Source organism: Streptococcus cristatus, from assembly GCF_003943465.1.
Classification (GTDB): Bacteria; Bacillota; Bacilli; order Lactobacillales; family Streptococcaceae; genus Streptococcus; species Streptococcus cristatus_C.
Map to the genome: position 1 here is coordinate 1 of NZ_RJPR01000008.1, position 21,388 is coordinate 21,388.

The window sequence follows — 21,388 nt, forward strand, 5'->3', positions numbered from 1 at the left end:
TGATAAGAATGGCGACGGTAAACTTGATCCAAGTGAAGTAACGTCAACAACTATCGTGAAAGACGGCGCAACTGGTGCGACAGGAGCAACTGGTGCAGATGGTAAAGATGGTAAATCATCATTAACTGAAGTAGTTAACAACAACGACGGTACTCATACTGTTAAGGTTGGTATCGATAAGAATGGCGACGGTAAGCTTGATCCAAGTGAAGTAACTTCAACGACTATCGTGAAAGATGGCGCAACTGGNGCTACAGGAGCGACCGGAGCTAAGGGCGATAAAGGTGAAGATGGTAAATCATCATTAACTGAAGTAGTTGATAACCACGANGGTACNCATACTGTTAAAGTTGGACTCGATAAGAACGGCGACGGTAAACTTGATCCAAGCGAAGTGACTTCAACAACTATCGTGAAAGACGGTAAAGATGGTAAGACACCATTAGCAGAAGTAGTCGACAACCAAAATGGAACACACACCATTAAGATTGGTTTTGATACAAATGGTAATGGTAAGCTTGATCCAGATGAAGTAACCTCTGCTACAATCGTTAAAGATGGAAAAGACGGTAAAGATGGCAAGGACGGAAAAGATGGTCAAAGCTCACTTGTAACGCTCGTTGAAAATGAAGATGGTAGTGTTACTATTCTTGTTGGAATTGATAAGAATAACAATGGTAAGGTTGATTCTGATGAAGTAACATCTTCTACAATTATCAGAAATGGTAAAGATGGTAAGGACGGCAAAGACGGAAAAGATGGTAAAGATGGTAAGGACGGTAAAGATGGCAAGGGTGTAACCGGTCCAACTGGTCCAACTGGCCCAACTGGTCCAACTGGCCCAACCGGTCCTACAGGTCCAACTGGTCCAACCGGTCCAACCGGCCCAACTGGTCCAACCGGCCCTACAGGTCCAACCGGTCCAACCGGTCCAACTGGTCCAACCGGTCCAACCGGCCCAACTGGTCCAACTGGTCCAACCGGCCCTACAGGTCCAACCGGCCCAACCGGTCCAACTGGCCCAACCGGTCCAACTGGTCCTACAGGTCCTACAGGTCCAACCGGTCCTACAGGTCCAACTGGTCCAACCGGTCCTACAGGCCCAACTGGTCCAACCGGTCCTACAGGTCCAACCGGTCCAACCGGCCCAACTGGCCCTACTAATCCAATAAAACCAGTAGTTCCAACAGCTCCAACAGTTCCAGCTAAGCCAACAAAACCTGCAGGAACAACCAAAGTAGTAGCTAAGTCAGGAACCCTTCCTAAGACTGGTGACAATAGCAACCATGAAGTAGGTGTGGTAGGCGCAGGACTTCTATCAGCTGCACTTCTAGCTGCCTTAGGTGTTTCTAAGCGAAAAGAAGAAGAACTCTAAGATATTCTATTTATAAAATTTAAGCAATATCAAGTTTAGAGTAAAACAGAGGCTATTAGGATTATTAAAATTCTACTAGCCTCTAGTTTTGTTGTATTAATGTTTTGGAGGAATTGAATGTCATCAATTGTATTGAATATGATTGTAAAAAATGAAGCCCATATAATTTTGGAAACACTCCAAAATTTGGTCAATTCAATCACATTTGACTACTGGGTCATTTCTGACACTGGCTCCACAGATGGAACGGAAAACCTTATCTTGAACTTTTTTAGTGAGGTGGGAATTCCAGGAGAATTGCACAAAGATGAATGGCAAAACTTTGCACATAATAGAAATTTAGCCCTAAATTATGCAAGAGGAAAGGGAGACTATATTCTAATCTTTGATGCAGATGATTTCGTTGAAGGTAGTTTAAAAATTTCTACTGATCTTGAAGCAGATGCCTATTATCTCAATTTTTCAGATGAGAGTGGAGTTCTTTCATTTCGTCGTGTAGCTCTTGTTAAAAATAATCCAGAAATTTATTGGCGAGGAGTCGTGCATGAATTTATTGAATTACCTGAAGGTGCCAGTTATGGAAATCTTGTAGGACCTTATTCAGTCATTGCAAGAACAAGAGGCGCACGAAGTCTAGACGATGATAAATATTATCATGATGCAACTGTACTTGCAAATGCTGTTTATAATAATCAAGACCCTGATTTAGAGCCTAGATATACCTTTTATTGCGCGAGATCTTATCGTGATGCAGGTTTATACCAGGAGGCCTTGTCTTGGTTCAAAAAACGTGCAGTTATGACGGATGGATGGTCAGAGGAAGCTTATTATTCTTGTCTAGAAATAGCGCAAATTTATGAAAATGAAGGGAAAGCTCTTGAAGGACGGGAGTATTTGGAAAAAGCTATCCAGATTAACCCTAATCGCGCTGAAGCATGGTCTCAATTAGCCAAATTGTATAGAGAGGCAGGGCAGCATCACATTGCTTTTGCTTATGCTTATATGGCTAAGGATTTAGAGTTGAATCCGGATAGTCTTTTCAGCTGGAACAGGGTTTATGACTATTGGATTCCATTTGAATTGTTAGAAAATGGTGTCAAAATAGGGAATTTTGAAGTTGCCTACCAAGGCTTTAGAGCTTTGATCATGGCAGGACAGGCCGATACTTATAAGAACTATTATGAATACTTGCCTCAGTTCGAACAGTATTTAGATAATGAGATTATTGAGAAGATTATAGAAGTCATTAACGGTACAGAAGCTTAATTGAATCTTTCAATACGGTTTTTGGTCGACTATAACGACCTGATACATGCCAAACTTTGGAGAGGACCAATTGGTCTTCTCCTTTTTTGCTCTTGGAGCAGTTGCTATTAGCTTAACTTTCAGTTTTAAAAGTCAAAAAAAACAGAAATTCCTTATGAATTTCTGTTTTTTATTTATTCTTGATAAGAGACGATGCCAATGATGGTATCGACAGCACGTTCCATGGTTTCTAGGCTGACATATTCAAAGCGGCCGTGCATATTTTCACCACCGGCGAAGAGGTTCGGTGTCGGGATGCCCATAAAGGAAATTTTAGAGCCATCAGTTCCGCCACGAATCGGCTCGATAATTGGCTGGATATCCAAACTTTCCATGACTGCTTTGGCGATATTGATCGGTGTCATGTCCTTTTCAATGACCTGTTTCATGTTGTAATACTGGTCTTTGAGGGTCAGGATAACGCGCTCGCTACCCAGCTCTTGGTTCATCTTTTCAGCAATAGCCTGCATAGCAGCTTTGCGATTTTCAAAAGCCTCTGTCTCAAAGTCACGGACAATGTAGCTGGCTTGAGCTTCTTCGACAGTTCCGGTCAGGTTCATCAGGTGGTAGAAGCCTTGGTAGCCATCGGTCTTCTCTGGTCGGTCGGCTTCTGGCAGCTGGTTGTGGAAGTCAATAGCCAGCTGGAGAGCATTGACCATCTGGTCCTTAGCAGTTCCTGGATGGACATTGCGACCTTGGAAGGTCAGTTCTGCTCCAGCAGCGCTAAAGGTTTCGTACTGGAGCTCGCCTAGAGGTCCACCGTCCACTGTGTAGGCAAAGTCCACATCAAAGTCTTCAGCGTCAAATTTATCGGCTCCGACGCCGATTTCCTCGTCTGGACCAAATCCAACTCGGATTTCTCCATGCTTGATTTCTGGATGGGCCGACAGGTATTCGATAGCAGTCATGATTTCAGCAATACCTGACTTGTCGTCTGCCCCCAAAAGAGTAGTTCCATCAGTCGTAATTAAGGTTTGGCCCTTGTATTTATGGAGACTGGCGAAGTCTGCAGGATCTAAGTTAAAGCCAGATTGTCCAAGCGGAATCACACCGCCGTCATAATTCTCAATGACCTGTGGCTGGATGTTTTCTGAGTTGAAATCCGCCGTATCCATGTGAGAAATAAAGCCAATCTTGCGGGTAAAGCTAGGGTCGTTGGCAGGCAGAGTTCCAATCGCAAAGCCGTTGGGCAGGTAGTAGACATTTTCCAAGCCAACTCGCTTCATCTCAGGAATGAGGACATTGTTAGCAAAGTCCACCTGACTCTGGGTGCTGGGTGTAGTAGTAGATGTCTCGTCTGAGCGTGTATTGACCTTGACATAGGTCAGGAAACGATCTAAAAGATTAGGGTATTTCATAAAGGCTCCTTGTTTTCATAGATTAAGTCTATTTTAGCACAATCTTGAACAAAAGACACCCGTAAGTCACCATTTCTCTAGTTGAAAGGTCTTGGAAGATGAGCGCAATGGAAATAGGTGATAATAAGCCTTATAAGCTTGAAGAATAGGATTTTTGCAAGACTATGAATATAAAATGATTGAGAAAAGCAGTGGCAAATATGCTAGAGGTGTATGCTAAAGGAAATTTTGTGATATAATAAAAAGTAGAAAATCAATATAGTAAATAAGAGGTAGTGCCATGATTTATGAATTTTGTGCAGAGAATGTTACTTTGCTAGACAAGGCTTTAGAAGCTGGAGCGAAGCGGGTTGAACTGTGTGATAACCTAACAGTTGGTGGAACAACACCGAGCTACGGTGTCATCGAGGCTGCAGTACGAATGGTCAAGCCTTATAATGCAACTGTGATGACCATGATTCGTCCTCGTGGTGGAAATTTTGTCTATTCAGATTTGGAAATCGAGATAATGCTTTCGGACATTCAGAAGGCACGTGAGGCAGGGAGCCATGGCCTCGTTTTTGGTGCCTTAACGGAAAATAATGAGATTGATTATCCTAAGATGGAGCGGCTGCTTGAGGCAGCTAAGGGACTGGATGTGGTCTTCCATATGGCTTTTGATGCTATTCCTGCTGAGTATCAGTTCGGAGAGCTAGACTGGCTGGTTGAACACGGCGTTAAGAGGATTTTGACTCATGGCGGGCCAGCGTCAGAGTCTATTCTAGAACATTTGGCTTGGCTGGATGAGTTGATTGAGCATGCGGCAGGGCGGATAGAGATTTTACCTGGTGGTGGGATTAATCTAGAAAATCGTGCTGAGATTGTTGACACTTTGGGTGTTGATCAATTGCACGGCACCAAAGTAGTATTTTAGCAGGAAAGTTCATGCTGGATTTATTTGAAAAATACAGGCTGAAGGAAGAAAGTTTGCTGGATTATGGCTTTGTCAGGTCTGGTGCAGAATACAGTTATTCGACTAAGATCATGGCTGGCGACTTCCAGATGAATGTGGTGATTTTTGATGGAAAGCTGGATTTTCAGGTGCTTGACTTGGATACAGGTGATGAATATCGACAAGTCAAGATGGATAGTATGGCAGGAGAATTTGTCGGACAAGTCAGGGCGGCCTGTCAGGAGGTTTTGCTGGATATTCGGCAACATTGCTTTGAGGAAGTAGGCTTTCTTTATGAGCAAAGTCAGCGACTGAGTAGCTATGTGGCGACTACTTATCAAGGGCAGTTGGAGTATCTTTGGGAAAATTCTTCTCGTAAAAGCGCTAATAGAGCCGCTGTTTTTCGCCATCAGGATAGTAAGAAATGGTACGGAGCTTTTTTGACAACCGATTGGTCTAAGTTTGAAAAGGAGCGCAGTGGTGCGATCGAGGTCCTAAATGTCAAGAGTGACCGAGTTGCCGAACTTATTCAGCAAAAAGGAATTTTCCCCGCCTTTCATATGAATAAAAAATACTGGCTCAGCCTGCCCTTGGATGGAACTTTGCCCGACCAGCAACTTTTTGATTTGCTGGATACCAGCTTTGTTCTGACTAAGAAAAGATGAGCATAGTTTGCCTGAGTTTCATTTTTATCTGAAATAGCGTATAATAGAGATAGTGAGAAACGGACAGTCGGATTAAGGGCTGTCCGTCCTTTGTTTGGAATGAGGAAACGGAATGAATCTTATCAGAAAACTGGACTGGTTTTTTAAACTGGAGAAACGGCGCTATATGATCGGCATTTTGGCCTTGTCTCTGGTCAGTGTGTTTAATCTGATTCCGCCACGAGTCATTGGGCAGGTCATAGATAGAATTGCTAGGCAGAGTCTGACTACTGAAGAACTTATTTATAATCTTCTTCTTTTGATTTTGGCTGCTTTTATTATGTATGGTTTGCGGTATGTCTGGCGGCTCTATATCTTTGGCACGGCAAATAATCTGGGGCGCATCTTACGCTTTCGGCTTTTTGAGCATTTTACGCGGATGTCGCCAAGTTTTTATCAAAAATACCGAACGGGTGACCTCATGGCTCATGCAACCAATGATATCAATGCGGTGGTTAGCGTGGCTGGCGGTGGTGTTATGTCAGCGGTAGATGCTTCTATTACGGCCTTGGTGACCCTCATCACCATGTTTTTGGTCTTGGACTGGCGACTGACCCTGATTGCCATTCTCCCTCTGCCCTTTCTGTCTTGGGGAACCAGTTTGATTGGTCGGAAGAATCACGAGAGCTTTAAAGCGGCTCAGGAGGCTTTTTCTGATCTCAACAACAAAGTTCAGGAGAGCGTAGCGGGGATTAAAGTGACCAAGTCTTTTGGCTATCAGAATGCAGAGACTCAGTCCTTTGCAGCTATCAACCAAGAAGTCTACCAAAAGAACATCTTGGCTGCCAAGTACAATTCCCTGTTTGACCCGATGGTGCTAATTTTTGTCGGCTTATCCTATGTTCTGATCCTGATTTTCGGAGGAATATTTATCTCCCAAGGTCAATTTACAGTCGGTGAGCTGGTTACCTTTATGACTTATCTGGATATGCTCGTGTGGCCACTGCAGGCGATGGGTTATCTAGTGAATATCAGTCAGCGGGGAGCCGTTTCCTATGAACGGATTGAGAACTTGCTGGCTGAGGAGTCGGATGTCAAGGAAGCCCAGCAGCCACTTGCCAGCATTCAAAATGGCCGACTGGACTATGAGATAGCTTACTTTGCTTATGAGAACGAAGTGACTTTGAAGGATATTCACTTTACATTAGAAAAAGGGCAGACCTTGGGGATTGTCGGGCCGACTGGATCTGGAAAGACCACCTTGCTGCGTCTCTTGCTACGGGAGCAGGATATTCAAGAAGGAGCAATTTATCTGAATGGCCACGATATCCGAGAGTATGCTCTTAAGGATCTGCGTGGTCTGATTGGTTATGTGCCTCAGGATCAGATACTTTTTGCCCTGTCCATTCGGGACAATATCCGCTTTGCCAATCCAGAACTATCAGAAGAGCAAGTCATCCGAGCAGCCCAGCTGTGTGGTGTTTATGAGGATATTAAGGCTATGCCAGATGGTTTGGATACGCTGCTTGGTGAGCGGGGCGTCTCGCTTTCTGGCGGTCAAAAGCAGCGTTTGGCTATGAGTAGAGCCCTCATCACCAATCCAGAAATTTTGATTTTGGATGATTCCTTGTCGGCAGTGGATGCCAAGACCGAGCATGTAATTTTAGAAAATCTCAAGCAGGAGCGAGTTGACAAGACGACCATTATCACTGCCCATCGTCTGTCAGCCATTGTCCATGCAGATTTGATCCTAGTGCTGGAGAATGGCCGTATTAAAGAACGAGGTAGCCACCAAGAACTTCTAGAAGAACAGGGCTGGTATGCTCAAACCTATCAAAATCAGCAATTATATGAACGCTTTGAGGAGGAGTCTGCAAAATGACAAAACAATCAACTTTTAGACGCCTTTTAGATTATATGTGGCGCTACAAATGGATTAGCCTGCTGGCTCTAGCCTTTATTTTCGCAACGACTCTAGTGACAACGGCCTTACCGCTTTTGGCTCGGTCTTATATTGACCAGTTTGTCAGCCGAGAGGAAGCCACAAATGGGCTCTATCTGCTGGGAATTTACTATGGCCTCTTTCTTTTGCGGGTGCTTCTTACTTTTCTGGGGCAATATGCTTTTGCACGAGTGGCTTATAGCATTGTCCGTGATCTCCGGCAGGAAACTTTTGCGAATATGCAGCAATTACGCATGGCTTACTTTGACCAGACTGCAGCAGGGGCTATCGTTTCCCGTTTGACCAACGATACCCAGTCAGTGGCTGATATGTTTAGCAGTATTTTTTCAAACTTCCTCAGCTCCATGCTTATCTTGGTGGTGACAATTGCTACTATGCTGGCTCTGAATTGGCGGCTGACTCTGCTGATTGTCCTCTTTTTGCCCATCATGCTTGGTTCGATTATCCTGTATCAGCGGCTGTCCAATCGCTTGCTCAAGCAAGTTCGAGCCAGACTGAGCGACCTCAATGTCAAACTTTCTGAGAGCATTGAAGGGATGCGGATCATTCAAGCTTTTAGTCAGGAAAAGCGGCTAATCGAAGAATTTGAAGCAATCAATGGAGAACACCTAGACTTTAGCAATCGCTATCTGAATGTGAACAGTCTCTTTCTGCGCCCTGCCATGTCTTTGCTGAAAATCTTGGCTTATGCTCTTATTCTGACTTATTTTGGCTTGAGTTGGCAAGTAGCTGGAGTAACTGCGGGTGTCATGTATGCCTTTATCCAGTATGTCAATCAGCTTTTTAATCCCTTGATTGATGTCATGCAAAATTACTCAGTTCTTCAGACGTCAATGGTGGCTGCGGAGCGCGTCTTTGAACTCATGGATCGTCGAGACTTTGAGCCTGAGCAAGCAGAAGAGGGACCTGAGATTCAGGCAGGAAATATTGACTTTCAGCACGTGAGCTTTTCCTATGAAGGAAAGAGAGAGATTCTAAAGGATATTTCCTTTAGCGTCAAGCAAGGTGAGACGATTGCCTTTGTCGGATCAACGGGTTCGGGAAAATCTTCTATTATCAATCTTTTCCTGCGCTTTTATGAATTTGAAAAAGGTAGGATTCTTATCGATGGCAGAGACATCAGAGACTATAGTCAAGCAGAGTTACGCCGCAATATCGGTCTCGTTTTGCAGGATCCCTTCCTCTACCACGGCACCATTGCCTCCAATATCCGTATGTACCAGGATAGTCTGTCACAAGCAGAGGTCGAAGAAGCAGCTCGCTTTGTCGATGCCCATGACTTTATCAGCCAACTACCTCAGGGATATGATAATCCAGTTACTGAGCGCGGCTCCACCTTCTCTAGTGGCCAACGACAGCTTTTAGCTTTTGCTAGAACCATTGCAACCAAGCCTAAAATCTTGATTTTAGACGAGGCCACTGCTAATATTGATTCAGAAACTGAGGAGCTGATCCAGCATTCTCTCCGGAAAATGCGGCAGGGTCGAACCACTATTGCCATTGCCCATCGGCTGTCCACGATTCAGGATGCCAATTGCATCTACGTTTTAGATAAAGGGCGCATCATTGAGTCTGGTAGCCATGAAGAGCTTCTGGCACAAAATGGGACGTACAAGAAAATGTACCAGCTGCAGGCTGGGATGATGGATGCCTGATAAACAAGGAGAAATTCAAACAAAAGTTGTAGGACAATAAGCCTACAACTTTTTTAGATAGTCTTTCAATTTTTCCAGATTTTCCTTTAAATCATCAAACCGTAGCTTAGCATAGTGGTAGGGGCAGGTTTGAATGTAGCTGCTTTCGAAAAAGTCCAGCGGAAGCTTGCTATGTTTGAGGGAGCTGACTGAGGAGAGGAGCTGGAGATCAAAAATCACGCCATCGGTTGTCAACTGGTGGGGCAGAGGGAAATGAATAGAGTCCAAGAGGTTTTGTGCCTTATTTTTTTCAGCTTCCAGTTGGTTCAATAATGCCAGACGATTTTTTTCAAACATCAGATTGTCAATATAGAGGGAGAGAGCCTTTTGCATGATGAGGTTGCTGTCGTAATCAACCGCTTTTTTATAGGAAAGAAAGGTTTCTCGAATCTTAGGTGGCAGAGCCAAGGCTGTGATGCGCAGGGCGGGAAAAAGGCTGGTGGAAAAAGACTTGATATAGAGAACATGTTGGCTGTCATCTAGATAGTAAAAAGGCAGTTCTCGCTTACTATCAAAATCGGCCAGATAGTCGTCTTCAACGATATAGACATCATAACGCTCAGCAAGGGCAAGGATTTCTTCCTTTTCCTGACGGCTGTAGGAATGTCCTAGTGGATAGTGGAAACGGGGAATCGTATAGAAAAACTTGATTTGCCCTGTTTGAAAAATCCTTTCTAACTCTTTCAGGTCAATCCCAGACGGCTTACGCTCAATGGTCTCATAAGATAGTTTCTGATTTAGCAGTAAATCATTGATTCGGTGGTAGGTTGGTTGCTCAACCAGAATGGTCTCTTTACCATTGGGGAAATCAATTTGAGAGAGAATGTAGAGGGCTTGTTGGGTACCGGAAGTCAGAATCAGATTGTTTGCAGAAGTGTAGACTGCGGAGTCCAAGAGCAAGCGCTGGACTGACTGTCGCAACTCCTCCAGTCCTTCTTGCTGAGAATAGTAGTTGAAAAGATAGTTTTCCCGACCAATCAGTGTTTCATTGACACACAGGCGGAAGTCTTCGTAGGCTTGGTAGCGGTCGTCTGTCACAGCCAGTTCGATATCTTCCTTTTTATTTTGGTCATTTTCCAAGACATAGTAGCCGCTCTTAGGCACGGCATAAATGTACTTCTGATAACGAAGCTCAATCAAGGCCTTCTGGGCAGTATCCTTGCTGCAATGGTAGCGGTCTGCCAGCTTGCGGACGGAGGGAACCTTTTGCCCTCTAGTAAGTCTTCCCTTGTCAATGTCCCTAATAATTTTATCCATGATGATTTGGTATTTAGCTTTTTCTGCCATTCTGTCCCCCTACAGATTTCTTTCTCTTATTTTACCTTATTTCGAGGAAGTTGACAATGTTTCTTGTTCATTTAAAATATAAAAACCAGCCTTGAATTTTCTTCAAAACTGGTTCAATCTAGAATATTATCCTTGTGCCTATTCTTGCAGAAAGCCCAGTGTAGCTAAGGCTTCCTCGATATAGTCTAAGTCCTGCTGAGAATCTGCCTCGATTAAATGGTAATGAATTCCATTTGTTAGCTCGGATAAGGCACGAAAATCGCTCTCTGAAATTTGCTCTAAAAATTGCTGCACATCACGACGGCAGGTCAATTTCAGATAGGTCTGGATTTCCCCATAGACAGGATGCTCAATCATGATATTTTGCACCCGTCCGCCATTATCAACGATGGCCAAAAGTTCGGCCTCGATATCATCCGCCTTGTGTTTGAGTTTAAAAAGTCTGTGAAAATGAGCGGGCTGATTGCTTTCTTTATAGAGATAGCCTCTATTGGTACTGATAATGGGATTTCCATCGGCTCGCAGCAGAGCAATATCCTGAACGATAATCTGACGAGTGACATGAAATTGTTCCGCCAAAAATTGTCCATTTAAAGGTTGTCGAGCTTCTTTTAAAAGCTCTAATAAATCATTTCTTCGTTTTTTTGTCATAACTTCATTGTAAATCAAATCTCTAGAAGATTCAAGATTTAACGAATCTTTTTCAGAGCCTGATAGACAATTTTTGCAATGACAAAGTCAACCATACTGTGAATGATTGTTCCAAATCCAACTAAACCGAATAGAATATAGAAGGCATTCGCCGGATAGGCTGTTGTCGTATAAAAGAGAATGCAGACCACTACCTCGCCAAAAGCATGAATCAAGGCCAGGACGAAATTAAATATCCAAGTCTTCTTCTGGCTGTCCAGTGTTTCAGGATGCTTTTGCAGGTAAAGAGCACCGATAGTCCCGAAGAGCAGGTGAGACAGAGCTCTCAGTGTGATGATGAAAGGAAGACTGGACATGGCAAATCCGATGGTAGAGCCGAGGACGACAATCACTGTCATGAGGGGCGAGATGAACATGGCCAGAAAGATAGCAACGTGACTAGCTAAAGTGAAGGAAGCGGGCGGAATGACAATCTTAATCGGCATAACCAGCGGGATAACAATGGCTAGGGCAGTCAAAAAAGCAGTCAATGTCATAAACTGATTTTTAGATTTTGGTTTCATAATAAACTCCTTTTATCTACTGTATATACACTAGAATAGTACATTGTTTTGTCACAAAAGTCAAGGAAGTTTTTTGAAATAGGATGATTTTCTGGACTTATTTGTCAAATAAGATAAAATATCGTATAATAAGACGGTAAAATATGGATGCCATTCAGGTTCTGTTCTTTTTCTGAATGTCTATCCGCCTATAAGGAGAAATGATTTAATGAATAATTTGCCAAATTGCCCAAAATGTAACTCAGAATACGTTTATGAAGATGGTGTTCTTTTAGTTTGCCCAGAATGTGCCTACGAATGGGATCCAGCAGAAGTTGCAGCAGGAGAAGCTGGTCCAGTGGCTATTGATGCGAACGGAAACCAGTTGGCCGATGGGGATACAGTTACCTTAATCAAGGACTTGAAAGTTAAAGGTGCCCCTAAGGATCTCAAACAAGGAACGCGCGTGAAAAATATCCGCATCGTCGAAGGAGACCACAATATTGACTGTAAGATTGACGGATTTGGCGCTATGAAGCTCAAGTCAGAATTTGTCAAGAAAATCTGAGAAGCGCTATGAATAAAAAAATAATTCTTTCTTATCGCCTTCTTCTTCTGGTTTTAGCTTTTGTCGGAGTCTATCTGGAAATTGCTAAACTTGGCGTAGGAATGCTGATGTACTACACGGTCTTGTCTAATCTTCTGGTTCTGTTATTTACCGCTTATCTTATTTTTAGGATGTGGACAGATAATAATTGGGAGAGTTCCAAGCTGTTGCGCGTGAAGGGCGGCGTGACCATGTGTATCATGATTACCTGCGTCGTCTATCACTTACTCCTAGCTCCGATTGCGACCGATTTTTATCGTTTGGAAAATTTCCTTTGCCATTATATTGTGCCTCTCATGTTTTTCTTTGATACTCTTGTATTTGATAAAACTCTGCAGTATCGTTGGTTTGATCCCATTTCTTGGACAAGTGTTCCACTGATTTACATGATTTTTGCCCTTATAAACGGTTTTTTCTTGAAAATTGATATTCCGAATGCCAAGGATAAACCCTTTCCCTACTTTTTCTTGAATGTCTATGAATACAAATGGCCTTATGTCATCAAGATGTGCTTGATTATCTTTGTGGCCTATCTAGTCTTCGGTTATATTTTTTACGGAATCAAATCTATCTCATTTTCAAAGAGGCAGAAAGCTTAGATAGTTATATAGGAGATGAGAGTGGAACAAAAGTCCTAGCATATCAATTGTCTTTGGATCGTCGAGCCAAACGCAGTGGTTGAGTGGGCTCTACTACGCTGATTTCATCAGCTTTTACAGCCCTACTCAACTGTGCGGAGGTGGGACGACGAAATCGAATTCTAACGAATTACCGATTTCTGTCCCACTCTCATTTTGTTGAAAAAAGATGACGCTTTATCATGAAAAAAGTTTATTTTTTTCTTGAAATGGAATTAAAATTGTGGTATAGTTATAAACAATTAAATAGTCCTTTAATTCTATCCAGAGAGATAGGCAAGGAGCAAAGTAAAAATGATAGGTGGAGTGTGACAAGTGCGTCTTGTTTAAGCCTATCTCTATTTTCTGAGATCTCCTTGCAAAAGGAGGCTTTTTTAATATTTTCAGGAGGTTTAGATGAAGACAAAGGAAGTTGTCGATGAGATCACTATGAATCGTGCCATCACGCGAATCACCTATGAAATCATCGAGCGCAACAAGGATTTAAGCCAAATCGTTTTGGCAGGCATTAAGACCAGAGGGGTTTTCATTGCCAAGCGGATCCAGCAAAGACTGGCTCAGCTAGAGAAAATTGAGATTCCAGTTTGTGAAGTGGATACAAAGCCCTTCCGAGACGACATCAAGGTCAAGGAAGACACGACAGTGATTCCAGTTGAGATTACTGACCGCGAAGTGATTCTCGTCGACGATGTGCTCTATACAGGCCGAACCATCCGTGCAGCCATTGATAATCTTGTCAGCAATGGGCGGCCATCACGCGTTAGTCTCGCCGTTCTAGTGGACCGTGGGCACCGTGAGCTGCCGATTCGAGCAGACTATGTTGGCAAAAATATTCCAACGAGCCGCCGAGAAGAGATTATTGTTGAAATGACTGAAAAAGATGGTCAGGACCGAGTTCTGATCGTAGAGGAGGAGACAAGATGAGTCAAGAAGTTAAATACGATGTCCATGATATGCCAAAACCTGGTTTACTCTTAGGACTTTCATTCCAGCATTTATTCGCCATGTTTGGTGCGACGGTGTTGGTTCCGATTCTGGTGGGAATTGATCCAGCGGTAGCCCTGTTTTCAAGTGGTTTGGGAACGCTGGCCCACTTGACAGTGACCAAGTACAAAATCCCTGCTTATATGGGTTCCAGCTTTGCTTATATCGCTGCCATGCAAATCCTAATGAAGACAGATGGGATTGCTGCGGTTGCGCAAGGTGCTATCACGGGAGGTTTGGTCTACTTCATCGTAGCCCTCATTGTGAAATTCGCAGGCAACGCTTGGATTGATAAGATTTTGCCGCCAGTAGTGGTCGGGCCGATCATCATGGTGATTGGTCTGAGTCTAGCGGGTACAGCCGTTGGCGATGTGATGTATAAAACCGTTGGAGACCAAAAGGTCTACGACATCACCTACTTTGCTATCGGGATGGTAACCCTCCTCTGTGTCATTCTCTTTAACATCTACGGTAAGAAAATAGTTGGTATTATTCCAGTTCTGCTGGGCTTGATTGTTGGCTATATCTTCGCTCTGATTGTCGGAGCGGTGACAGGTCAGGAGATTATCTCTTTTGTCAACGTGACAAAAGCTTCATGGTTCCATGTCCCGCCAATGAATCTTCCGTTTATAGATTATGATTTTAAATTATATCCAAGTGCAATCCTAACAATGGCACCGATCGCCTTTGTAACGATGACAGAGCACTTTGGACATGTTATGGTTCTGAATAGCTTGACAGGCAAGGATTTCTTTAAAGAGCCTGGTTTAGATAAGACTTTAGCTGGAGATGGTCTGGCTCAGGTCATCGCGGGTATCTTTGGTGCTCCGCCAGTGACCAGCTACGGTGAAAATATCGGGGTGATGGCGCTCAATAAAATCTACAGTGTTTATGTGATTGCTGGTGCTGCTGTATTGGCGATTATTATGAGTTTTGTCGGGAAAGTATCCGCCCTGCTCCAATCAATTCCAAGTCCAGTCTTGGGAGGTATTTCCATCGCCCTCTTCGGGGTAATTGCTTCCAGTGGTTTGAAAATTCTGATTGAAGCGCAAACCAATTTTGACAACAAAAAGAACCTGCTGATTGCTAGTGTCGTTCTGGTATCTGGTATCGGTGGTCTGACCCTGCAACTATCAGGTCTGCAAGTTTCAGGAGTTGCCTTGTCAACTGTTCTGGGAATTGCCCTCTACCTCATCCTGCCAGAACCTAAAAATTAGGCTGACGAGATTGCTACATTTGTCCAAAGTTTTTAATAAAAAAGGAGTATAACATCATGTCATCAAATCAAATCGCACTTAAAAATCTTGTATCTATGGAACACCTTACGAACGAAGAAGTAATGGCTTTGATCAAGCGCGGGATTGAATTTAAAAACGGCGCAAAGGTTCATTATGATGAGCAGCATATCGTTGCAAACCTCTTCTTTGAATCTTCAACTCGGACTCACAAGGCTTTTGAAGTAGCAGAATTAAAACTTGGATGCGACCTGCTTGACTTTGATGTCAAGACAAGCTCAGTCAACAAGGGAGAAACCTTGTACGACACGATTTTGACTATGTCAGCTCTCGGTGTAGATGTCTGTGTCATCCGTCACCCTGAGGTGGATTACTATAAAGAATTGATCGAAAGCCCAACGATTACAACTTCTATCGTAAATGGTGGTGATGGTTCTGGTCAGCATCCGAGCCAAAGTTTGCTTGACTTGATGACAATTTACCAAGAATTCGGTCATTTTGATGGTTTGAAAGTAGCTATCGCTGGTGACCTTGATCACTCTCGTGTAGCCAAGTCTAATATGCAAATCTTGAAACGTCTTGGTGCCGAGCTCTTCTTTGCTGGTCCAGATGAGTGGAGAAGTGCGGAGTTTGCTGACTATGGTAAGTTCGTAACCATTGATGAAGTGATTGACCAAGTGGACGTGATGATGTTCCTTCGTGTGCAGCATGAGCGCCATGACTACAACTCTATTTTCTCTAAGGAAAATTATCATAAACTCCATGGTTTGACGCAAGAGCGCTATGACCGTATGAAGGATACCGCTATCCTGATGCACCCAGCGCCTGTCAATCGCGATGTAGAAATTGCAGACTATTTGGTTGAAGCTCCAAAATCTCGAATTGTAGCACAAATGACAAATGGCGTCTTTGTCAGAATGGCTATCATTGAGGCTGTTCTCAAAGGACGCAACTAATCTCAAATGTAGCTTGGGAGTAGGATTGGACTCAAGAAGGGTCTGGCTACTCCTTTTTTTATAACTTAACATTAAAGACGGATAAAAGACAAATGTTAAAATCAAAAGAACTACTCGAAATTATGTTTTTTGAGTAGTTCTTTTGATTTATGCATTGCTGGATTTTACAAAGATTCTTGGGATGGCTTTTTTGAGTTGTGGGATGAAGATGAGACTGACCCCAATAACGATGAGTCGGTCTGCATAGTCGGTCAGGGCTTGGACAATGATGGTACTGGTGACCAGATCTAGGCCTAAGCCATGTAAGCCCTGAACGATGATGCTGGAACCGCTTGGAGTAATTCCTTTGAAGACAATGACAGTAATCAGAGAGGCCAAAGCAGTAGCTGGCAGGGAAACTAAAAATGTTTTCCAGAGGAGGTTTAGTCTTGGTTTTGAATCAGCAGTGAAAAAGACTGAGACGAGCAGGGCCAAAAGAATGGCTACTGGAGAGAAATAAATAGCAGAAATGTCTGTTGTAAAAGCACTAATGAGAGCGCTGGCAACCGCAGTTCCTACTCCCCAAATAGGTCCTAAAACGAGGCTGGCTAATATCGTTCCAAAAGTATCCAAATAAACAGGAAGTTTTAGAAAAAGAGCGATGTTGGCACCGACATAGTTTAGAGCGATGCAGATAGCTGTAAATGTGATGATAAATGGTGATGTTTTTTTCATAATCTTATCCTAAATTTAAAGTTTCTAGATCTTGGCAGATAATTTCCTTTGAAGTGTTGAGTATCACGGAGAGAAAATCCTGAAAGAAGAGCTGGGTGTTTACTTGGGTCAGTATCTTAGCATTGGCTTCCTTACCATAAAAATGATAGGCATCAACCAGCGTTTGTCCCATGGCAATGCCTTCCGTTGTAAGATCGACGAAGGAGTCAAAGCCTTGGCAAAGATCCTCATGCAGGAAATGTGCAACGGCCAATGGATCGTTGATGACACAGCCGATGATATGTTCATACTCCCAATGAAAATCCCAGTAAAAACGCGTGATTTTTCCGACAAAGTCAGTGACTTCAGGATTGATAAAACGCATATATTCCAATAGATTAGGCGTCAAGACAATCTTTCGCGTGACATCTAGACCGACCATTTCAATTTTTTTTCCGAGTCTTTCATAGGTTTCTTGGGCTGCATGTGGATCGCACCAGTAGTTGTACTCCGCTACGGGTGAACAGTTGCCGTGCGATTTGTAGCAGCCGCCCATGCTGACAAATCGTTCTAGATGTTGACCAAGTGTAGGATTTTTCCTGAGAGCCAAGGCAATATTGGTCAAAGGTCCTAGTGCGATGATAGAAGTATTCTTATTGGTCTGGAAGTAGTCTGCCAGAAAGTCATAAGCAGCTTGTGGCTGGGCATGGGTGGAACTGCTTCTTGTTATCCTGCTTTCCCCCAATCCATCCATGCCGTGGGTGTCCTGAGCGGAGATGAAGTCACGAACCAAGGGCTTGTCGGCTCCTACATAAACTGGAATATCTAGCCGATTCAGCCTTTCTAGGATTTTAAAGGCATTTTCAAGACCAAGTTCCACTGGGACATTTCCAGCAACTATGGTCAAAGCCATGACCTCTAAGTCAGGGTGTTGCAGGGCATAGAGCAGGGCTAGGCTGTCGTCTATACCAGGATCGCAGTCAATAATAACTTTTCTTTTCATAGGTCCTCCTTTTGAGAAATAAAATAAGGCTGAAACCTCCGTCTCAACCTCTCAGTTAGTTCTGCCAAAGTGGCAGGACACCAGAAAAAACTATGCGCAATTACATTACTTTAGAATATAAGGGTACTTAGTTTTTTATACTGGGAAGTTTGCGAACCAGTCCAAAACAAGTGTTTTGAATTATGCATTTACTATCATAAAGAAAAATTTCCTAAAAGTCAATGGAAAGGAGGACAAGAATAGTCAGTCTTTTGACTTTATGATATAATAAGTAGGATAAAAGAAATGAGGAGAATACAATGGCAAAAATAGTACAAACAGATAAAGCACCGGCAGCAATCGGCCCATATGTTCAAGGAAAAATCGTTGGCAACCTGTTATTTGCAAGTGGTCAGATTCCTTTGTCACCAGAGACGGGAGAAATTGTAGGTGCAACGATTGAAGAGCAGACTCAGCAGGTTTTGAAAAATGTAGGAGCTATTTTGGAAGCAGCTGGAACAGATTTTGACCATGTGATCAAGGCGACCTGTTTCCTAAGTGACATCAATGATTTTGTGCCATTTAATGAAGTCTACAAAACAGCCTTTAAGAGTGAATTTCCAGCTCGTTCGGCAGTGGAAGTGGCTCGCTTACCTCGTGATGTTAAAATCGAAATTGAAGTCATTGCCGAGATTGTGTAATAAATGCTTGGGGCTGGGAAGTTTCCCGTCCTTTTTTAGAAATAAAATGTTAGACGAAGGGAGAAAGAATGGCTGAACACAAGATTCAATTAGTGATTGTGACAGGAATGAGCGGTGCCGGAAAGACCGTTGCTATCCAGTCTTTTGAGGATTTGGGTTATTTTACCATTGATAATATGCCACCGACCCTAGTACCAAAGTTTTTGCAGCTGGTCGAAGGAACCACTGACAATGACAAACTGGCTCTGGTTGTTGATATGCGGAGTCGCTCCTTCTTTTTGGAGATTCAGGATATTCTGGATGAGCTGGAAAGAAGTACGGAAATTGATTTTAAAATTCTATTTTTGGATGCGGCTGATAAGGAATTGGTGGCTCGCTATAAAGAAACCCGACGCAGTCATCCCTTGGCAGCTGACGGGCGGATTTTAGATGGGATTAAGCTGGAGCGTGAACTCTTGGCGCCTCTGAAGAACCTCAGTCAAAATGTCGTTGATACAACGGATTTGACGCCACGGGAGCTGAGAAAAACGATTTCTGAACAGTTTTCCAATCAAGATGAAATGCACAGTTTTCGCATTGAGGTTATGAGTTTTGGTTTCAAATACGGCCTGCCTCTGGATTCAGACTTGGTCTTTGATGTGCGTTTCCTGCCCAATCCCTACTATAAACCTGAACTGCGTAATCAAACTGGCTTGGACAAGGATGTCTTTGACTATGTCATGAACCATGCGGAGTCAGAAGAATTTTACCAGAACCTGCTAGGCTTGATTGAGCCGATTTTGCCTGGCTATCAAAAGGAAGGAAAGTCTGTGCTGACTATCGCAGTTGGCTGTACAGGTGGACAACACCGCAGTGTGGCTTTTGCACAGCGTTTGGCGGATGATTTAGCGAAAATCTGGCCAGTTAATGCCAGTCACCGCGACAAAAATCGTCGGAAGGAAACGGTGAACCGCTCATGAGAAAACCGAGAATTACAGTCATCGGCGGCGGTACAGGAATTTCAGTTATTTTAAACAGCCTGCGGAAAAAGGATGTAGAGATCACAGCCATTGTCACAGTTGCAGATGATGGCGGTAGTTCTGGTGAGCTGCGTAAAAACATCCAGCAGCTGACGCCGCCGGGTGACTTGCGAAATGTTTTGGTGGCCATGTCTGATATGCCAAAGTTTTATGAGAAGGTCTTCCAGTATCGCTTTGCCAAAGGAGATGGTGTTCTAGCAGGTCATCCCTTGGGGAATCTGATTATTGCAGGCATTTCCGAAATGCAGGGTTCGACCTATAATGCTATGCAGCTTCTGACTAAGTTTTTCCATACAACAGGTAAAATCTACCCTTCAAGCGACACTCCGCTGACTTTGCATGCTGTGTTTACAGATGGAACGGAAGTTGTCGGTGAGAGTAATCTAGCCAGTAAGGCTGGTATGATTGAGCGGGTCTATGTGACCAATACCTATGATGATGAAAAGCCTGTTGCCAGTAGAAAGGTGGTCCAGAGCATTTTGGATAGCGATATGGTGGTGCTGGGACCGGGTTCTCTCTTTACCTCCATTTTGCCAAATCTCGTAATCGAAGAAATCGGACAAGCTATTTTAGATACTAAGGCAGAAGTAGCCTATGTTTGCAATATTATGACTCAACGTGGCGAAACCGAGCACTTTTCAGATAGCGACCATGTTCAAGTATTGCATCGTCATCTGGGCAAAAAGTTCATTGATACTGTCTTGGTCAATATCGAGCCAGTTCCGCGTGAGTATATGAACAGCAATAAATTTGATGAATATCTGGTTCAGGTTGAGCATAATTTTCGAGGGCTGCAAGAGCAAGTTCCGCGTGTCATTTCATCGAATTTCCTTCGATTGGAAAATGGTGGAGCTTTCCATGACGGAGAGTTACTTGTTGATGAATTGATGCAGATTATACAGGTGCGCAAATGAGCTTTACAGTAAAAGTAAAAGAAGAGCTTTTAAGCTTATCTGTAAAAGACAAAAATGAGTTGGCTGCCATGATTAAGATGGCTGGTAGTTTAGGAATTTCTTCGACCGGCCTCACCTTATCCATTTCAACAGAAAATGCCAAGATTGCTCGCCATCTCTATGAATTGCTGTCGGACCTTTATCAGGTCAAATCAGAAATCCGCCACCGTCAGAAGACTAATCTGCGCAAGAATCGAGTTTATACAGTATTTCTAGATCAGAAAGTGGAAGAAATCTTATCTGACCTGCACTTGGCTGACTCCTTTTTTGGTATTGAGGCCGGGATTGACCAGGCCATTTTGTCAGATGATGAAGCCAGCCGAGCCTATCTGAGGGGGGCTTTTCTCTCAAATGGTAGCATGCGAGAGCCAGACTCAGGCAAGTACCAGCTAGAAATCCTGTCCGTTTATCTGGATCATGCTGAGGATTTAGCTGCCTTGATGCGCCGTTTTCTGCTGGATGCTAAGACCATCGAGCGTAAGAAGGGGGCTGTCACCTATCTGCAGCGGGCTGAGGACATCATGGATTTTCTCATTGTCATTGGGGCTATGGAAGCCATGGCTGAGTTTGAATCTCTTAAGCTCATGCGGGAAGCGCGCAACGACCTTAATCGCGCCAATAATGCGGAGACAGCGAACATCGCTCGCACGGTTACAGCCAGTATGAAAACCATCAACAATATTGCCAAAATCAGCGATAATATTGGTATTGAGAGTTTACCTGTAGACTTACAGGAGGTAGCCCAGCTTCGTATCCAACATCCGGACTACTCCATCCAGCAGCTAGCTGATAGTCTGAGCCGACCACTGACTAAGAGCGGTGTCAATCATCGCTTGAGAAAAATCAATAAAATCGCAGATGAATTATAAA

22 protein-coding genes and 1 riboswitch are annotated in these 21,388 nt (G+C 43.5%); of the genes, 16 read left to right on the top strand and 6 right to left on the bottom strand.

Features of this window, described 5'->3' with window-relative positions; translation table 11 throughout:
* The first annotated feature begins 229 nt into the window (after positions 1 to 229).
* Together D8793_RS12340 and D8793_RS08090 are read left to right on the top strand one after the other, a co-directional pair.
* The gene (locus D8793_RS12340) at positions 230 to 1,375 is read left to right on the top strand and encodes a collagen-flanked surface repeat-containing protein (protein ID WP_446677590.1); all 1,146 of its coding nucleotides are present in this window, start codon (positions 230 to 232) and stop codon (positions 1,373 to 1,375) included.
* A 117-nt stretch (positions 1,376 to 1,492) separates the two neighbouring features.
* Positions 1,493 to 2,641, top strand: coding sequence for a glycosyltransferase (locus D8793_RS08090; protein ID WP_125371397.1), 1,149 nt, complete (start codon positions 1,493 to 1,495; stop codon positions 2,639 to 2,641).
* A 173-nt stretch (positions 2,642 to 2,814) separates the two neighbouring features.
* On the opposite strand, the gene pepT is transcribed toward D8793_RS08090, so the two are convergent.
* Positions 2,815 to 4,038 carry a peptidase T gene (gene pepT / locus D8793_RS08095; RefSeq protein ID WP_125371398.1) on the bottom strand — a complete coding sequence of 408 codons (1,224 nt, stop codon included), beginning with the start codon at positions 4,036 to 4,038 and terminating at the stop codon, positions 2,815 to 2,817.
* A 280-nt stretch (positions 4,039 to 4,318) separates the two neighbouring features.
* Here pepT and D8793_RS08100 point away from each other — a divergent pair, with 280 nt between their 5' ends.
* The 4 genes from D8793_RS08100 (at position 4,319) to D8793_RS08115 (ending at position 9,231) form a co-directional block, all read left to right on the top strand.
* Positions 4,319 to 4,951 carry a copper homeostasis protein CutC gene (locus tag D8793_RS08100; protein ID WP_048766670.1) on the top strand — a complete coding sequence of 211 codons (633 nt, stop codon included), beginning with the start codon at positions 4,319 to 4,321 and terminating at the stop codon, positions 4,949 to 4,951.
* Positions 4,952 to 4,962: 11 nt separating this feature from the next.
* Positions 4,963 to 5,634, top strand: a complete 672-nt coding sequence (locus D8793_RS08105) for an MmcQ/YjbR family DNA-binding protein (RefSeq protein WP_048766669.1) — start codon at positions 4,963 to 4,965, stop codon at positions 5,632 to 5,634.
* A gap of 112 nt (positions 5,635 to 5,746) precedes the next feature.
* Positions 5,747 to 7,495 (top strand): ABC transporter ATP-binding protein, encoded by a 1,749-nt coding sequence (locus tag D8793_RS08110; protein ID WP_125371399.1) that lies wholly within the window; start codon positions 5,747 to 5,749, stop codon positions 7,493 to 7,495.
* On the top strand, positions 7,492 to 9,231 hold the full coding sequence (locus D8793_RS08115) for an ABC transporter ATP-binding protein (protein ID WP_125371400.1): 1,740 nt from the start codon (positions 7,492 to 7,494) through the stop codon (positions 9,229 to 9,231). Before D8793_RS08110 ends, D8793_RS08115 begins: the two co-directional genes overlap by 4 nt.
* A gap of 42 nt (positions 9,232 to 9,273) precedes the next feature.
* Here the strand turns inward: D8793_RS08115 and D8793_RS08120 are convergent, their stop codons facing one another.
* The 3 genes from D8793_RS08120 to D8793_RS08130 form a co-directional block, all read right to left on the bottom strand.
* A complete protein-coding gene (locus D8793_RS08120; RefSeq protein WP_125371401.1) occupies positions 9,274 to 10,557 on the bottom strand; it encodes an aminotransferase-like domain-containing protein in 1,284 nt (427 codons plus the stop codon).
* 138 nt (positions 10,558 to 10,695) lie between these two features.
* Positions 10,696 to 11,208 (bottom strand): transcription repressor NadR, encoded by a 513-nt coding sequence (locus D8793_RS08125; protein WP_125371402.1) that lies wholly within the window; start codon positions 11,206 to 11,208, stop codon positions 10,696 to 10,698.
* A gap of 38 nt (positions 11,209 to 11,246) precedes the next feature.
* Positions 11,247 to 11,771, bottom strand: coding sequence for an ECF transporter S component (locus D8793_RS08130; protein ID WP_125371403.1), 525 nt, complete (start codon positions 11,769 to 11,771; stop codon positions 11,247 to 11,249).
* A gap of 208 nt (positions 11,772 to 11,979) precedes the next feature.
* Between D8793_RS08130 and D8793_RS08135 the strand changes: the two genes are divergently transcribed.
* From D8793_RS08135 to D8793_RS08160, 6 genes are all read left to right on the top strand, one after another.
* Positions 11,980 to 12,318: a zinc ribbon domain-containing protein YjdM gene (locus D8793_RS08135; protein WP_005590197.1), complete on the top strand. Its 339-nt coding sequence runs from the start codon at positions 11,980 to 11,982 to the stop codon at positions 12,316 to 12,318.
* A gap of 8 nt (positions 12,319 to 12,326) precedes the next feature.
* Positions 12,327 to 12,956, top strand: coding sequence for a Pr6Pr family membrane protein (locus D8793_RS08140; RefSeq protein ID WP_125371404.1), 630 nt, complete (start codon positions 12,327 to 12,329; stop codon positions 12,954 to 12,956).
* Positions 12,957 to 13,177: 221 nt separating this feature from the next.
* Entirely contained in the window at positions 13,178 to 13,417 is a 240-nt protein-coding gene (locus D8793_RS08145; protein ID WP_125371405.1) for a hypothetical protein, read from the top strand.
* Complete coding sequence (pyrR, locus tag D8793_RS08150; protein ID WP_125371406.1) at positions 13,392 to 13,919, top strand: bifunctional pyr operon transcriptional regulator/uracil phosphoribosyltransferase PyrR; 528 nt, start codon at positions 13,392 to 13,394, stop codon at positions 13,917 to 13,919. Before D8793_RS08145 ends, pyrR begins: the two co-directional genes overlap by 26 nt.
* Complete coding sequence (locus D8793_RS08155) at positions 13,916 to 15,196, top strand: uracil-xanthine permease family protein (protein ID WP_125371407.1); 1,281 nt, start codon at positions 13,916 to 13,918, stop codon at positions 15,194 to 15,196. Before pyrR ends, D8793_RS08155 begins: the two co-directional genes overlap by 4 nt.
* A 56-nt stretch (positions 15,197 to 15,252) precedes the next feature.
* Positions 15,253 to 16,170 carry an aspartate carbamoyltransferase catalytic subunit gene (locus D8793_RS08160; protein WP_125371408.1) on the top strand — a complete coding sequence of 306 codons (918 nt, stop codon included), beginning with the start codon at positions 15,253 to 15,255 and terminating at the stop codon, positions 16,168 to 16,170.
* A 147-nt stretch (positions 16,171 to 16,317) separates the two neighbouring features.
* Here the strand turns inward: D8793_RS08160 and D8793_RS08165 are convergent, their stop codons facing one another.
* Both D8793_RS08165 and D8793_RS08170 read right to left on the bottom strand, forming a co-directional pair.
* On the bottom strand, positions 16,318 to 16,884 hold the full coding sequence (locus D8793_RS08165) for a LytS/YhcK type 5TM receptor domain-containing protein (RefSeq protein ID WP_125371409.1): 567 nt from the start codon (positions 16,882 to 16,884) through the stop codon (positions 16,318 to 16,320).
* 4 nt (positions 16,885 to 16,888) lie between these two features.
* Positions 16,889 to 17,866, bottom strand: coding sequence for a nucleoside hydrolase (locus D8793_RS08170; RefSeq protein ID WP_125371410.1), 978 nt, complete (start codon positions 17,864 to 17,866; stop codon positions 16,889 to 16,891).
* Positions 17,867 to 17,987: 121 nt separating this feature from the next.
* Positions 17,988 to 18,032, bottom strand: a riboswitch (PreQ1 riboswitch).
* 133 nt (positions 18,033 to 18,165) lie between these two features.
* Here D8793_RS08170 and D8793_RS08175 point away from each other — a divergent pair.
* From D8793_RS08175 to whiA, 4 genes are all read left to right on the top strand, one after another.
* Positions 18,166 to 18,546, top strand: a complete 381-nt coding sequence (locus D8793_RS08175) for a RidA family protein (protein WP_125371411.1) — start codon at positions 18,166 to 18,168, stop codon at positions 18,544 to 18,546.
* A gap of 68 nt (positions 18,547 to 18,614) precedes the next feature.
* Positions 18,615 to 19,505: an RNase adapter RapZ gene (gene rapZ, locus D8793_RS08180; RefSeq protein WP_125371412.1), complete on the top strand. Its 891-nt coding sequence runs from the start codon at positions 18,615 to 18,617 to the stop codon at positions 19,503 to 19,505.
* Positions 19,502 to 20,479, top strand: coding sequence for a YvcK family protein (locus tag D8793_RS08185; protein ID WP_048792125.1), 978 nt, complete (start codon positions 19,502 to 19,504; stop codon positions 20,477 to 20,479). The genes rapZ and D8793_RS08185 overlap by 4 nt, the downstream gene beginning before the upstream one ends.
* On the top strand, positions 20,476 to 21,387 hold the full coding sequence (gene whiA, locus D8793_RS08190) for a DNA-binding protein WhiA (RefSeq protein ID WP_125371413.1): 912 nt from the start codon (positions 20,476 to 20,478) through the stop codon (positions 21,385 to 21,387). Before D8793_RS08185 ends, whiA begins: the two co-directional genes overlap by 4 nt.
* The last annotated feature ends 1 nt before the right edge of the window (position 21,388 follow it).